Raw genomic sequence first — 13,785 nt, 5'->3', positions numbered from 1 at the left:
AAGTTAATCAGGTTATGATTGCTTTAAAATATGATTTTGAGTTATATAGGTTGAAAAAGTTTGGTAAATATATGGTTGTAAATCCTTCTTTATAATAGAGTGATTATTATTTAAACAATTATTGACTTCTAATGCCTTAACTATTGATGAATTAAAACCATCAGTCGCTATTTCCTGCTCAGTACTCGTACAACGTTCAGGGGTCAGCCTGCAGTCAAACTTACTTGATGATGAAAATCCTGAAGTAACATACATTTTAGGTAAAATTATTTTCATATTAACAAATTTTAAATTCGCTTAGCGATGTTTTATTTTTTTATTAATGAAATACATCAATAGCTCATTAAACAACAATCATGTCTGTTTAATTGAATAATTAAAATATTTAGAGGGAGGGATTTTTAGTATCGAAATACTAAAACATGGATTTATTAATATATTTTTAATTTGGGGTCTTTTACATTAATTTTACTGAACAAAATAACTTATAACTCAATTGATAATCAAATATTCAAGTTGAAGCGGCAATATACTCGTCAAAACGGACATATGCAACCATTTACCGAAAAAAAATGCATTTAATCGATATTATATGAAGGAAATTTTACTGATAAGACATGGTAAATCGTCTTGGGAGTTCGATGTAACGGACTATTATAGACCTTTAAAACAAAGGGGAAAGGATGATTCTATGTTAGTAGCACAGGAGTTATTATCTAAAGGGAATACTCCAAATGTAATTTTTTCGAGTCCGGCAACAAGGGCCTTAAATACAAGTAAAATTTTTGCAAAAATTCTAGAAATCAATGAAAAAGAAATAATTATCATTGAAGATTTATACGATTTTGATGGCCGAAATGTGATTAACTTTATGAAAACATTACCAAATGAATTAAATAAGGTTATGATTTTTGGTCACAATCATGCTTTCACATCAATTTCTAATATATTTGGGGATAGATTTATAGATAATCTTCCTACAAGTGGTTTAGTAAAACTTACTTTTGATATTGAAGATTGGAAAGATCTAAATAAAGGACAAACAGAATTTATTATAATCCCAAAGGATTTGAAAGAATGACAAAAGACAAAAACACTTATATAAATAGAGAGTTAAGTTGGTTAAAGTTTAATGAGCGTGTTTTGCAAGAGGCGGCAGATATGGATGTTCCTCTCATTGAGAGGTTACGTTTTTTAGGTATTTTTTCTAATAATTTAGATGAGTTTTTTAAAGTTAGATATGCCACTGTAAAACGAATTTATGAAGCAGGAAAAGGTGGCAAATCAGAATTAGGTGGTATTAGAGCAGGCGACTTATTAGAGGAGATAACGCAGATTGTAATTACCCAACAGAATTACAGTTTAGAGATTTTAGAAGAGATCGATTTAGAGCTTCAGAATGAAAATATATATATTATTAATGAAACTAAAATTGACGAAACTTATCATGATTTTATCAAGAATTATTTCTACCAAGAGTTAAGTCCGGCATTAGTTGTAATAATGCTTAATGAAGATGTCGCACTACCAGAACTCATGGATATTTCCGCTTATTTAACAGTGAAAATGACCAGCTCAGATGGTAAGAATCAGGTGGCATTAATAGAGATTTCTTCTACAATGGATCGTTTCGTTGTACTGCCGAGTAAAAATGGTGCTAACTATATTATCATGGTAGATGATATTTTGCGGTATTGTTTAGACGATATATTTAGCATTTTTACATATGAGAGTATTAGTGCTCATATGATTAAGATTACAAGAGACGGTGAGTTAGATTTTGATAGTGATTTAAGTAAAAGTTTTATAGATAAGCTTTCAGAAAGTGTTAAAGACCGACAAAGTGGAAAACCAGTACGTTTTGTTTACGATATGAATATCGATCAAGAAACCTTAAGTTTCCTTCTTAAGCATATGTCTATTGATGAAAAAGAGAGTATAATTCCTGGTGGCAGATATCATAACCGGAGAGATTATATGAGTTTTCCTAGTTTAGGAAGAACGGACTTACTTTATGATAAAATTAAACCACTTCCTGTAAATGGACTCAGTTTAGAAGAGAGTATTTTTAAGACCATTGCTAAAAAGGATTATATGGTGTATACTCCTTATCATACCTTTTCTTATATCGTTAAGTTTTTAAGGGAAGCTGCATTGGACCCTAAAGTGAAAACCATTAAAATTACGATTTATAGATTGGCTCAAATTTCTCATGTAGCCAGTTCCTTAATTAATGCGGCTAAAAACGGTAAAAAAGTAACCGTTTCCATAGAACTGAGAGCACGTTTTGATGAAGCAGCAAATATTAATTATGCTGAACAAATGCAAGATGAAGGTATTAAAATGCTCTTTGGTGTTACAGGTTTAAAGGTTCATTGTAAAATGTGTGTTATAGAGCGCGAAGAAAATGATAAATTAGTGAGATATGGTTTTATAAGTACTGGGAATTTTAACGAGTCTACAGCAAAAATTTACACAGATTTTACCTTAATGACTGCAAATGCAAAAATCTTAAAAGAAGTAAATAAGGTTTTCGACTTTTTTGAAGTCAATTATCAAGTTAATAGGTATAAACACATTATTACATCACCTCACTACACGAAGTCTAAGATATTTGCATTAATAGATAAAGAAATAGAAAGTGCAGAAAAAGGAAAGCCAGCTTATATTAAACTTAAAATGAATAGTATAAGTAGCTATAAAATGATTGATAAATTATATGAAGCAAGTAGAGCTGGTGTAAAGATTCAAATGATTGTTAGAGGGTTGTGTTGTTTAGTGCCAGGAGTTAAAGGCATGAGCGAAAATATTGAGGTTATTAGTATCATCGATAAGTTTTTAGAACATACGCGTCTGTATATTTTTTCGAATGAAAATAATCCAAAAATTTATATTTCCTCTGCAGATTGGATGACTAGAAATATAGATAATAGGGTAGAAGTGAGCTGTCCAATATATGATGAAGATATTAAAGTTGAGTTGCAACATTTATATGATATTTGTTGGAATGATAATGTAAAAGCACGTGTCATAAACGAAATTCAGGATAATTCTTATCGAAGAAACGATAATCCTAAAGTAAGAGCTCAATTTGATACCTATAAGTATTACTTAAATAAATTAGAAAGATAATAATTATGCTGAAGATACAGAAGTTTGCAGCTATTGATATTGGATCTAATGCCGTAAGGTTATTAATTTCAAATATTATAGAACAAGATGATGAACCTACAATCTTTAAAAAAAACTCATTAGTTCGTGTGCCTATTAGGTTAGGTGCAGATGTATTTCTAAAAGGAAAGATATCAAAATATAATCAAGAACGAATGTTAGATACTATGATGGCCTTTAGTCTCATTATTAAGTCTCATGGAGTATCTCGCTATAAAGCTTGTGCGACGTCTGCGATGAGAGAAGCTAATAATAGTGCTCCTTTATCAGAAAAAATATTTGAAACTTGCGGTATTAATATCGAAACTATTGATGGTGAAGAAGAAGCGGCAATAATTGCTGCAACCGATTTGCAATCCTTTATCAATCCTAATAAAACGTATCTTTATGTCGATGTTGGTGGTGGAAGTACAGAGTTTTCTATCATACATAATGGAGATAAAAAAATGTCGAGATCGTTTAAAATTGGAACGGTGAGGTTACTAAACGATATTGTGAAGAATGAAACATGGAGAGAGTTAGAAAACTGGATTAAAGAAAACACTAAACAATACGAGAAAATAGAATTGATAGGTTCTGGTGGAAACATCAATAAGATTTTCAAAATTTCAGGTAAGGATGTCGGCAAACCGTTAACATATTTCTATTTAACGAGCTATTACAAAATGCTTCAAAATTATTCTTACGAAGAGCGTATTACAAAATTAAACTTAAATCAAGATAGGGCAGACGTTATTATTCCTGCCACCCGAATATACTTATCTGCAATGAAATGGAGTGGTGCAAAAGATATATATGTACCTAAAATAGGACTATCGGATGGTATTATTAAAAGTATGTATTATGAAACAGTGTCGAGTGTTGAAGTGTAATTTTAATAAATAATAGTCCATTTGTCCGATTTTTCGTTATGTAGACCAAATAATTGATACGAAATTATAATTTAATTTATCTTCGTAATCTCAAATCTATAATTATGAAAAAATATTTATTTGCCTTAGTATTCATTTCTTTCACTTCCATAGTAATGTCCCAAGATATTCTATACGGTGTAAGAGGTGCCTTAAATGTGTCTAATCTAGACTTTGATCCTGATGCTAATTTTGAAAATAAACACAGAAATGGTTTTGCCTTTGCTGGTTTTGTTGATTTTAATTTATCAGATAATTTGTCATTATTAACAGAACTGCAATGGTCAGCTGAAGGAGGTAAAGAAAGAAATCTTAGAGCAGATTATCTAAAATTACCAATCCTACTTAGATTTTCAATATCAGATGATCTGTTGTTGGGTGTTGGTCCTCAGGTTGCTTTAAAAACATGGGAATATGAAGACGCCTTCTCAACATTTGTGTTCTCTGGTGTTGCAGGTGTAGAGTATATGATTACTGATGAGTTGTTCTTGGATGCAAGATATTATTATGGAATTACCAATATCTTAGATGAAGATTTAACAGATATTGAAGCTAAAAACCATGTGATTCAATTTGGTTTTGGAATCAAATTATAAAACGAAATTACTTCGAATAAAATATAAGCCTTAACAGATGTTGAGGCTTTATTTTTTTACAAATTTTAAGGTGGTTAATGTGTTGTTGCTGTCACTAAAATTTATAAAATAAAGGCCAGATAATAAGTGGTGTACCTCTATGTTTGTTGTAGTGAGTTCTGATGTAAAAATCAGTTTTCCTTCTAAATTGAATATGGTATATTTTAAATTTTGAAATGATAAATTATCATCAAAGTTTAACAATATTTGGTCTTCAACAGGATTCTTTACAATGCGAATTGAATTGGCATTATAATCAAAATCATTTACTGAAAGTGCTTCCTTGCTAAAACTTAAAACCTTGCTATTGTCATTAGCAGAGCGACCTTCATCATCGGTAATACTAGTAAGAATTAAGTTCTCACCATTATTGATGATTTCAAAACCAAAGGTGTTTACAGATTCATCACTAAGTATTGAAAAATAAGCATTCTCAAAGTCACTAGATGGTTCGCAAATATTGGTAGTTGGAGTAAAGCTATCAATATTAATTTCATCACCATCACCTTGATAAATATAATAATCACCATTAAATGTATTACAGACTCCTGTACCATTAAATGAAATGTTATCAAAAAAAGGGTCTGCTTCTAATCCTATTGTAATACTAGGTGATTCAGTAGACTGGGCACTATACGTAGTGTCATTATCAGAAACGGTCTGTAAATACCACGTTCTATTTAATATAGCATTAGTTTCTGTTTTCTGGTACACTATTGAATCTCCATTAGAGTTACTAAGTGTCAGCGTTTGTTCATCTCCACTGCCAGATATTTCGTAGGAATGAACACTTGGATAGGTGTAATTATTAGTTAAAACTGATAAATATAAATCGTCAAAAATACCATTTGGTTGATTATAGCAATCTAAGAGTGTATGAGTAGTTTCAATAATTGTAATCTCGTTATCGGTTAGTATATACTCGCCACCAAATGAATTACAAGCTGATGATCCAGTGAACCCTAAATAATTTTCGTAATAAATTTCGTTAGTAAATGTTATAGGTAAGTTATTATACACATTGTAATATGTAGAGCCATTGTTTGTTGTAACAGATTTTAAATACCAATTATCAACTATTTCCTCATTAGAAGTATTGATTTTTGTAAAGTAGCCAGTTACACCTACAGGTGTATCATCATCCGTAAAAAAAATATGACTAAGTTCTAAATAAGTTGTGGTGCCATCATCTGTAATACTGTAAGTTAAATCTTTTGGTTCGCCATCGTTAATATTGAAAAGAAGACTAATAGCTGTTTCCCAACCGACGTTGTCTTCACTACAACTAAAGATGTCCCAATTTGCTTCAGTAATTTCTATAGTGTTTTCTGCGGTAGATGTTGTATATAAATCGAGATAGGTGTTACCGCAATAACTTTGAATCGTTATACTATTACTATTAATTTCTATTGTAATTGGATTGGAAGGGTTCTCATAAAAGACATCAAATTCAAAGAATGAATTCATGGTCCATTCGCCTAATAAAAGGTCATCTTGAGAATAGCAAATTGATGATAAGAAAATAAATCCTAAGTAGATTTTTTTCATAAGATATAGTCGTAAGTTTAGTAAACTTACAAAAATTATCCATGGATAGTTTCCTTATCTCCTAAGTTTTTCATAATACTAGCTTCATAGTCAAGAAGTTGTTCCCATTTATGGTCAACTTCTGCTCTGTCACCATATTTTCGTGCAAAATTTAAAAACATGGTGTAATGGCCAGCCTCGCTAATCATCAGTTTACGGTAAAATTTGGCTAATTTTTTATCTTCTAATTCTTCAGATAATAATCTAAAACGCTCACAACTTCGTGCTTCAATTAATGCTGCATATAGTAATCTGTGAACCAATTGTGTCGTTCTACTGCCACCTTTTGGAAAAAATTTTATAAGCGCAAGTACATAGTCATCTTTACGATCTCTACCAAGTGTCCAACCGTTTTCTAAAATCCTATCGTGTACCATTTTAAAATGGCTCATTTCTTCCTCTACTAAAGCTATCATTTCTTGTACCAACTCCGTGTATTCTGGGAAACCCACAATTAAGGAAATAGCCGTACTTGCTGCTTTTTGCTCACAATAGGCATGATCGGTTAGGATATCTTCAATATTCTTTTCAACGATATTTACCCATCTCGGATCGGTTGGTAATTTTAGTCCTAACATAATTAGTTTTGTGTTACATGTACCATATTAATAGTGCCGTTATCGTTAACAAATAACGTGTGTAGCGCAGTGCGATTAGTTTCTGGTATCGCATACATTACATCTATAAGTACTTTGTTTTTTGGTGAAGGTTCATCATCTACTTGTATAGATTGTAAGATGGCCAATTTATCAAAATTATAAAAAGGAGAGTCTGATACGAAGTCATCGCGATAACCAAAGAGTTTATTTGCTTTGTGTTTATCATAGCTTTCTTCAAAAATTAATTGGCCTTCTTTTTCAACACGAATATCAAACTTAAAATTTCTGTAATGGGTTTGGTAATTAATCGTGTCTTTTATTTTCGAAAATAAAACGTCGCTAGACATATCAGAATAGGTTTTTATTTTTACTCTAAAACCATTGCTCATCAAGGTGTCTACTTGGTGTTCTAAGTAATTTTCAGGGATATAAATATTGGTTTCAAAAGTTGCTGTTTTTTTGAATTCGGCAATACTTTCAGATAAGGCTTGGCTTTGTGTTTTTCGACCTTCGCAGCTTGTAAATGCGATAATAATTATAATAAAAAGTGCTAATAAATGTTTCATCTGTTTGAATTTTAAGCCACCTTATTAATCGTTCTTTTTTCGTTCTCTAATAGTTAATACCATGGATATAATAATCAAAACACTAGATAGTGTTGACATCCAAAACCCACGGTCAAATTTCTCTGAGAATATAAAATTGACAACAATTAAAATAGCGCTTGCAATAATAACTATTAAAGGTAAGTTTTTTTTCATGCGTTCCAAATTTTGAAACTGATTGTTGCTTAAACATCTAACCCAAACATCTGTCGCAACACCTCAATATTAGGGTTTTTATCTTTTAGTTTTTCGTATTTTTCTAATGGTGTGAAAGCGTATTTTTTTGCGATTTCTTCGTTTACGGTTATGTCTAATTTAAGATCGTAATTAAGTAATTTTTTCTTTAAAAAAGCCATTAAAGGAAACTCAGCACGTTCTAATTCTATCTTATTAGTATTGTTTGAATAGGTTAAATATATGGTGGTGCCTTCTAATTTTGGCATATCCATTTGTAAAATAGAAGCCATGATTTTTTCACCTTTCTGATCCATGGATTTAGTGTAATCTTTCCAGGCTTCGGTTAAGGCCTCTTGAGTTACAGGTTCTTTAGGTAGGTTGTCTTCATCAATTACCACATCCATTTGGCGTAATTGATGCTCTTTCTTTTCTCTAATACTTCTTAGGGATAAACCAGAGGTTGACTTTTTAGGTTGATTTATAGATATTTTTGGAATACTAACAGGTTCCTTTACGACAGAAATTGCTGCTTTCGGCGCTACTTTTTCTTTGGCAACTGTAGTTTGTTCATTAGGTTTTTCGACGTCAATCTTCGGTTTTGTAACAGGAATAGGAGTAATACCTCTTGCTTTAAAATACGAAGGTGGAATTATGAAGTGCTTAAGATTTTTTTTTTCTCCATCAAAAGTGATAGAGGCAAGTTGCATAAGTGTTAACTCAACAAGTAAACGTTGATTTTTACTCGTCTTATATTTAAGATCACAGTCATTGGCAAGTCGAATGCCTTCCATTAGAAAACTATGCGTTGTTTTCTTGGATTGTTCCATGTATTTTAGACTAGTATCCTCGCCAACTTCTAATAAAGGAATGGTTGCAGGATTCTTACAAACCATTAAATCTCTAAAATGAGAGGCTAAACCTGCAATATAATGATGGCCATCAAAGCCTTTAGAAATAATGGTATTAAATTGTATGAGTAAGTCTGGAATCTTATTCTCTAAAATTAAATCGGTACTTGTAATATACGTTTCGTAATCTAGAACGTTTAGGTTCTCTGTAACGGCTTGTCTTGTTAGGTTTTTACCCGAAAAACTAACCACACGATCAAAAATAGATAGAGCATCTCGCATGGCTCCATCTGCTTTTTGCGCAATAATATGAAGCGCATCGTCTTCAGCATTTATACCTTGCTCTTTGGCAATATATTTTAAGTATTCTTTAGCATCAGAAACCGTTATACGTTTAAAATCAAAAATTTGACAACGCGATAATATGGTTGGTATGATTTTATGTTTTTCAGTCGTTGCTAAAATGAAAATACAATGCTTTGGTGGCTCTTCTAAAGTCTTTAAAAAGGCATTAAAAGCGGCTTGAGATAACATATGTACCTCATCAATAATATAGACTTTGTATTTTCCAACTTGGGGTGGAATTCGGACTTGATCCGTTAAACTTCTAATATCATCAACGGAGTTGTTAGAAGCGGCATCCAATTCAAAAATATTAAACGCAAAATCTTCGTCTTCACTTGTATTGCCATCACTATTTATCATTTTAGACAAAATACGAGCACAAGTGGTTTTTCCAACTCCTCGTGGTCCTGTAAATAATAAAGCTTGGGCTAAGTGGTTGTTTTCAATGGCATTGAGTAATGTATTGGTAATAGCCTGCTGACCTACAACATCCTTAAAGGTTTGTGGTCTGTATTTACGAGCCGATACTACAAAGTGTTCCATTAAAAATTTACTGAATTACAAATTTAAGAATAACCTTTAAATTGGCGATTGTTAGTATCAGAATTTAATATGAGTTATTAACAATTTATGTACTTTTGCGGCAAGCAGATCGCCTTATCGATTCTAAATTTATTTAGGGTAGGAAAGTCCGAACACCATAGTGCAATCATAGTGGTTAACAGCCATCCATCGTAAGGTGAGGAAAAGTGCAACAGAAAGTATGTACAGGTAATGCTGTAGTGAAACCAGGTAAACTCTATGTGGTGCAATGTCATGTATACTAACGTTTGAGCGTGCACGCGCGATTGTTAGAGGGTAGGCAGCTAAAGTTTGCTGGTAACAGTAAACGTAGATAAATGATAAGGGCTTTTTTTTGTAAGGAATTCATTTCTTAAAAAGAAAATGTACAGAATTCGGCTTATAGATCAGCTTAAACAAACAAGCTTCATGTTTATATATGAAGCTTTGTTTTTTTTGTATTATGTTTTGAGTTGAATTAGCTTTTGGCTGAATAATCAAAAAAACTAAACATATTGCCACCATAACTTTTAGAGTGTGAGTAATGGTCTAGTTGACTTAAATCGGTATGTTTTGAATGCTCTACAACTAACACTCCTTCGTCCTCTAAAAGTTCATTTTTAAAAACTAATTCTGGAATTTTAGAAAAGGCCTCTAATTCAAAATCATAAGGTGGGTCTGCAAAAATGATAGTGTGTTTTTGCTTCGATTTTTCTAAAAATTTAAAAACATCACTTTTTACCGTACTGATAGTCATTTCAAAAGCTTCAGCAGTTTCATTTATAAATTTGATACAACCAAAATTTTCGTCTACAGCCGTAATCTCTTCTGTACCTCGTGATGCGAATTCATAACTGATATTCCCTGTTCCTGAAAATAAATCTAATACCGAAATATCATCAAAATAATATTGATTATTTAAGATGTTGAATAGCGCTTCCTTGGCCATATCTGTTGTTGGTCTAACAGGTAATTTTTTAGGCGCTGTAATACGTCTGCCTTTAAATAATCCGGATATAATACGCATTAAAATGAATTTAAGATTAAAAAATGTTTGTGTAAATAGCGTCTATCTATTCCGGCTGAAATTGAAAATTTATAAACTTTATCTATAAAATTTACATGTCTAATATAGGTGTATAGAATATTGTAGAGGTCATCATCTTTCTCAATGGCACCACTTAATTCAATTGTGGTGGTCTCTACATCGAGCTTTAATTGTTCAAACACAAATAAAATGTAATAGATAAAATCTTCTTTACTGTAGTATTCAAAAACATTAAATAGTTGAAGTTTGTTTTTTTCTAGCACTAAGACTTCAACCGTGCTTTTATTAATATTGATATAAACGATTGCTTCTTCTTTGTTTTCATCATGTTGTAAATGCGAATTGATAAGGACACTTGAAGCGTGTTTGTAAACAAATTCACCAAAGGTATCAAAGATGTAATTGTTGATGTTTACATAGGGAACATAAACATTCACGCTTTGATTTACTACAATTTCGTCTTCAGTAATAAAATCGTTACGAAGTATTTTTGAATTGAATTTTAAATAGTCTGCTTTATGCTCGGCATTATAAAGTTCTTTGGGAACTAACGTGGCTAATTCATTTTGATGAATCACTAAAACAGCATCAAAATCTTCTGAAAAAACCGTGTTACTACTCAGTTCTGCTTTTAAACTATTGAGAACTTCTGCAGGTGTCGATTTGTGTTCAAACGGAATTGTTTTGAGAAACTCAATCGTATTTTGAGTTCTATTTAGAATACAAAAAGAAAGCCCATTCAAATTAATTTGAATGGACAGTTCTTTAATATCGTTTATTTTCAAACTATTCTTTATTTGTGTAGCTTTTTGGCCAGTTTCCTTTAGTGAATACTTCCGTCATAGATCCAACTTTTAATGTTGGTCCGTTAACACCATCAACAGATACCACCTGATTTTCTTTTTCTACTAAATATGGTTCTTGGTCATGTAAAATAACAGATTTATCTACACTTGCTTCAAATACAGAAAATTCGTCTAACTTACCCGCTTGCAATTTAAATTTAGCACCTTCTTTACCAACACCTACATTCATCATCGTTTTATAACGGTCACTGCCTTTAAATAATGAATCTTTAACTGAGTAAAAACTTAACGTATCAATTAAAGTTAATGTTTTCATGGTTTCAACACCACCAAATAACTTTGTTTTTTCTTCATCTAAAACTAAAGTATCACGTCTTTGTGTAATTGGCACTTTTCCAGTTTCAACGAAGTTGATTAATTTTTCGAAACTATCAGTATAAGTTCCGTTAACATCTTTATAAGCTAATTCCGCATCTCTAACATCAATTAAGCGATCGATAACCACAGCAAAACGTTCTTTTTTCAATTGGTTAAATTCAATTTCTCTATATACTGACATATAAGTCATGTATCCTAGGAAAATAATTAAGACCCAAAGTAAGATATTTATTACTGGTTTTATTTTTTTTGGTACAAATTTGTCGATTAACCATACAATTCCAATGGTTAAAATTATAATAACTACAATTGCTATAATAATGTTCATATTAGTTTTTATTTATTAGGTCTATCGCAAATCTACAATTTTTTTTTGTACGTTAAAACTATCTAAATTAAAAAAAATAAAAATATCGAACTAAATGAGATATGGGCTTTAAAAATACAGAATAATAGTATCTTGCTATATATTTATTTTCTATATGATTTCTAATGCTTCTGCATTCTATTCGCTGATAAAATCCAAATTTCCATTTGCACCAACTTCTAAGCAAGATATGGTGTTAATGCAGTTATCCCAGTTTATTTTTGACCATAATAAAAATTCTATTTACTTATTAAAAGGATACGCTGGAACTGGAAAAACAAGTATTATAGGTACGATTGTTTCTAATTTATGGCAAGCCAAAAAAAGTGCTGTTTTACTGGCGCCTACAGGTCGTGCTGCTAAGGTGATTTCAAATTACTCTAAAAAAGAGGCTTTTACCATTCACAAAAAAATCTATTTCCCTAAAAAGGATAAAGGAGGTGGTGTTAATTTTGTAATGCAACCTAATAAGCATCGCAATACTATTTTTATTGTAGATGAAGCTTCAATGATTTCTGATACACCTCCAGATTCCAAATCATTTGATAGTAGTTCGTTGTTGGATGACTTAATGCGATATGTGTATTCTGGTCATGACTGTAAATTGCTTTTAATTGGAGATAAGGCACAGCTACCGCCTGTGAAATCTGATTTAAGTCCGGCCTTAGATGAAAATAGGCTTAGCTTAAATTATAATAAGGATGTTGTGGGGATTGAGTTGGATGAAGTGGTGCGACAAGAACAAGATTCAGGTATCTTAAGTAACGCAACAGAGCTAAGAGCGGTTTTGGAGTCTAATTTTTATGACAGTTTTAAATTTGATTTAAATGGATTTGCGGATAGTGTCCGTTTAATTGATGGCTATGAAATTATGGATGCTATTAATGATGCGTATAGTGCAGATGGTTATGAGGAAACAGCCATTATTGTGAGGAGTAACAAGCGTGCGAATGCTTACAACCAACAAATTAGACAACGTATTTTGTTTAATGAATCTGAATTGTCGGCTGGTGATTATTTAATGGTCGTAAAGAATAATTATTTTTGGCTAAAACCTACGAGCGAAGCTGGATTTATTGCGAATGGCGATATCATTGAAGTCTTAGAGATTTTTAGTATCAAAGAATTGTACGGTTTTAAATTTGCCGAAGTGAAATTGAGAATGGTCGATTACCCTAACATGAAGCCGTTTGAAACTGTTTTACTTTTAGATACTATAGCTGTTGAAAGTGCTTCATTAAGTTATGAAGAGTCCAATAGATTATATCAAGAAGTATCAAAAGATTATGAAGAAGAGCCTTCTAAATATAAACGCTTTTTAGGAGTTAAGAATAATAAGTTTTTCAATGCACTACAAGTGAAGTTTTCTTATGCCATTACCTGTCATAAATCGCAAGGTGGACAATGGAATACTATTTTCGTAGAACAACCGTATTTGCCAAATGGTATGGATAAAGATTATATTCGTTGGTTGTATACAGCAATTACTAGAGCGAAGGAAAAGCTATATCTTATTGGTTTTAAAGATGAAATGTTTGTAGAGAAAGATTAATTTATTAAATCTAACAATCTAAAAATCTAACAATCTAACCAATCTAACCAATCTAACCAATCTAACCAATCTAACCAATCTAACCAATCTAACCAATCTAACCAATCTAACCAATCTAACCAATCTAACCAATCTAACCAATCTAACCAATCTAACCAATCTAACCAATCTAACCAATCTAACCAATCTAACCAA

The 13,785-nt window shown here is 31.5% G+C and carries 14 protein-coding genes and 1 other RNA gene; 6 read left to right on the top strand and 9 right to left on the bottom strand.

Going from position 1 to position 13,785, the window contains the following annotated elements; all coding sequences use genetic code 11:
• Positions 1–12: 12 nt before the first annotated feature.
• Positions 13–276 carry a hypothetical protein gene (locus KO515_RS03130; protein ID WP_215934929.1) on the bottom strand — a complete coding sequence of 88 codons (264 nt, stop codon included), beginning with the start codon at positions 274–276 and terminating at the stop codon, positions 13–15.
• 316 nt (positions 277–592) lie between these two features.
• Here KO515_RS03130 and KO515_RS03125 point away from each other — a divergent pair, with 316 nt between their 5' ends.
• The 4 genes from KO515_RS03125 to KO515_RS03110 all read left to right on the top strand — a co-directional run bounded on the left by KO515_RS03125 (position 593) and on the right by KO515_RS03110 (position 4,678).
• Entirely contained in the window at positions 593–1,081 is a 489-nt protein-coding gene (locus KO515_RS03125; RefSeq protein ID WP_215934928.1) for a SixA phosphatase family protein, read from the top strand.
• Positions 1,078–3,132 (top strand): polyphosphate kinase 1, encoded by a 2,055-nt coding sequence (gene ppk1 / locus KO515_RS03120; RefSeq protein ID WP_215934927.1) that lies wholly within the window; start codon positions 1,078–1,080, stop codon positions 3,130–3,132. Before KO515_RS03125 ends, ppk1 begins: the two co-directional genes overlap by 4 nt.
• A 5-nt stretch (positions 3,133–3,137) precedes the next feature.
• Positions 3,138–4,043, top strand: coding sequence for a Ppx/GppA phosphatase family protein (locus KO515_RS03115; RefSeq protein WP_215934926.1), 906 nt, complete (start codon positions 3,138–3,140; stop codon positions 4,041–4,043).
• A 104-nt stretch (positions 4,044–4,147) separates the two neighbouring features.
• Positions 4,148–4,678: a porin family protein gene (locus KO515_RS03110; RefSeq protein WP_215934925.1), complete on the top strand. Its 531-nt coding sequence runs from the start codon at positions 4,148–4,150 to the stop codon at positions 4,676–4,678.
• 48 nt (positions 4,679–4,726) lie between these two features.
• On the opposite strand, the gene KO515_RS03105 is transcribed toward KO515_RS03110, so the two are convergent.
• Genes KO515_RS03105 through dnaX form a run of 5 tightly spaced genes read right to left on the bottom strand, consistent with a single transcriptional unit; the run spans position 4,727 to position 9,421 of the window.
• The gene (locus KO515_RS03105; protein WP_215934924.1) at positions 4,727–6,265 is read right to left on the bottom strand and encodes an META domain-containing protein; all 1,539 of its coding nucleotides are present in this window, start codon (positions 6,263–6,265) and stop codon (positions 4,727–4,729) included.
• A 35-nt stretch (positions 6,266–6,300) separates the two neighbouring features.
• Positions 6,301–6,882: a tRNA-(ms[2]io[6]A)-hydroxylase gene (locus KO515_RS03100; protein WP_215934923.1), complete on the bottom strand. Its 582-nt coding sequence runs from the start codon at positions 6,880–6,882 to the stop codon at positions 6,301–6,303.
• Between the two features lie 2 nt (positions 6,883–6,884).
• Positions 6,885–7,469 (bottom strand): hypothetical protein, encoded by a 585-nt coding sequence (locus KO515_RS03095; protein WP_215934922.1) that lies wholly within the window; start codon positions 7,467–7,469, stop codon positions 6,885–6,887.
• 24 nt (positions 7,470–7,493) lie between these two features.
• Entirely contained in the window at positions 7,494–7,664 is a 171-nt protein-coding gene (locus KO515_RS03090; RefSeq protein WP_215934921.1) for a hypothetical protein, read from the bottom strand.
• Positions 7,665–7,693: 29 nt separating this feature from the next.
• Positions 7,694–9,421: a DNA polymerase III subunit gamma/tau gene (gene dnaX / locus KO515_RS03085; protein ID WP_215934920.1), complete on the bottom strand. Its 1,728-nt coding sequence runs from the start codon at positions 9,419–9,421 to the stop codon at positions 7,694–7,696.
• Positions 9,422–9,522: 101 nt separating this feature from the next.
• Here dnaX and rnpB point away from each other — a divergent pair.
• An RNA gene (gene rnpB, locus KO515_RS03080) (RNase P RNA component class A) lies at positions 9,523–9,858 on the top strand.
• A 59-nt stretch (positions 9,859–9,917) separates the two neighbouring features.
• Here the strand turns inward: rnpB and rsmD are convergent.
• The 3 genes from rsmD to KO515_RS03065 are packed head-to-tail and all read right to left on the bottom strand — an operon-like array spanning position 9,918 to position 11,999.
• Positions 9,918–10,466: a 16S rRNA (guanine(966)-N(2))-methyltransferase RsmD gene (rsmD, locus tag KO515_RS03075; protein WP_215934919.1), complete on the bottom strand. Its 549-nt coding sequence runs from the start codon at positions 10,464–10,466 to the stop codon at positions 9,918–9,920.
• Positions 10,466–11,272 (bottom strand): DUF3822 family protein, encoded by an 807-nt coding sequence (locus tag KO515_RS03070; RefSeq protein WP_215934918.1) that lies wholly within the window; start codon positions 11,270–11,272, stop codon positions 10,466–10,468. The genes rsmD and KO515_RS03070 overlap by 1 nt, the downstream gene beginning before the upstream one ends.
• Position 11,273: 1 nt before the next feature.
• Positions 11,274–11,999 (bottom strand): hypothetical protein, encoded by a 726-nt coding sequence (locus KO515_RS03065; protein ID WP_215934917.1) that lies wholly within the window; start codon positions 11,997–11,999, stop codon positions 11,274–11,276.
• Positions 12,000–12,153: 154 nt separating this feature from the next.
• Between KO515_RS03065 and KO515_RS03060 the strand changes: the two genes are divergently transcribed.
• Positions 12,154–13,590: an ATP-dependent DNA helicase gene (locus KO515_RS03060; protein WP_215934916.1), complete on the top strand. Its 1,437-nt coding sequence runs from the start codon at positions 12,154–12,156 to the stop codon at positions 13,588–13,590.
• Positions 13,591–13,785 lie beyond the last annotated feature (195 nt).

Source organism: Winogradskyella psychrotolerans, assembly GCF_018860545.1.
GTDB lineage: Bacteria > Bacteroidota > Bacteroidia > Flavobacteriales > Flavobacteriaceae > Winogradskyella > Winogradskyella psychrotolerans_A.
This window is presented reverse-complemented; position numbering and strand designations above follow the sequence as displayed.

What these genes read in the sequence shown, in the direction of transcription:
- KO515_RS03130 (WP_215934929.1), bottom strand. Translation starts at nt 276, where the DNA reads ATGAAAATAATTTTACCTAAAATGTATGTTACTTCAGGATTTTCATCA.
- KO515_RS03125 (WP_215934928.1), top strand. Translation starts at nt 593, where the DNA reads ATGAAGGAAATTTTACTGATAAGACATGGTAAATCGTCTTGGGAGTTC.
- ppk1 (WP_215934927.1), top strand. Translation starts at nt 1,078, where the DNA reads ATGACAAAAGACAAAAACACTTATATAAATAGAGAGTTAAGTTGGTTA.
- KO515_RS03115 (WP_215934926.1), top strand. Translation starts at nt 3,138, where the DNA reads ATGCTGAAGATACAGAAGTTTGCAGCTATTGATATTGGATCTAATGCC.
- KO515_RS03110 (WP_215934925.1), top strand. Translation starts at nt 4,148, where the DNA reads ATGAAAAAATATTTATTTGCCTTAGTATTCATTTCTTTCACTTCCATA.
- KO515_RS03105 (WP_215934924.1), bottom strand. Translation starts at nt 6,265, where the DNA reads ATGAAAAAAATCTACTTAGGATTTATTTTCTTATCATCAATTTGCTAT.
- KO515_RS03100 (WP_215934923.1), bottom strand. Translation starts at nt 6,882, where the DNA reads ATGTTAGGACTAAAATTACCAACCGATCCGAGATGGGTAAATATCGTT.
- KO515_RS03095 (WP_215934922.1), bottom strand. Translation starts at nt 7,469, where the DNA reads ATGAAACATTTATTAGCACTTTTTATTATAATTATTATCGCATTTACA.
- KO515_RS03090 (WP_215934921.1), bottom strand. Translation starts at nt 7,664, where the DNA reads ATGAAAAAAAACTTACCTTTAATAGTTATTATTGCAAGCGCTATTTTA.
- dnaX (WP_215934920.1), bottom strand. Translation starts at nt 9,421, where the DNA reads ATGGAACACTTTGTAGTATCGGCTCGTAAATACAGACCACAAACCTTT.
- rsmD (WP_215934919.1), bottom strand. Translation starts at nt 10,466, where the DNA reads ATGCGTATTATATCCGGATTATTTAAAGGCAGACGTATTACAGCGCCT.
- KO515_RS03065 (WP_215934917.1), bottom strand. Translation starts at nt 11,999, where the DNA reads ATGAACATTATTATAGCAATTGTAGTTATTATAATTTTAACCATTGGA.
- KO515_RS03060 (WP_215934916.1), top strand. Translation starts at nt 12,154, where the DNA reads ATGATTTCTAATGCTTCTGCATTCTATTCGCTGATAAAATCCAAATTT.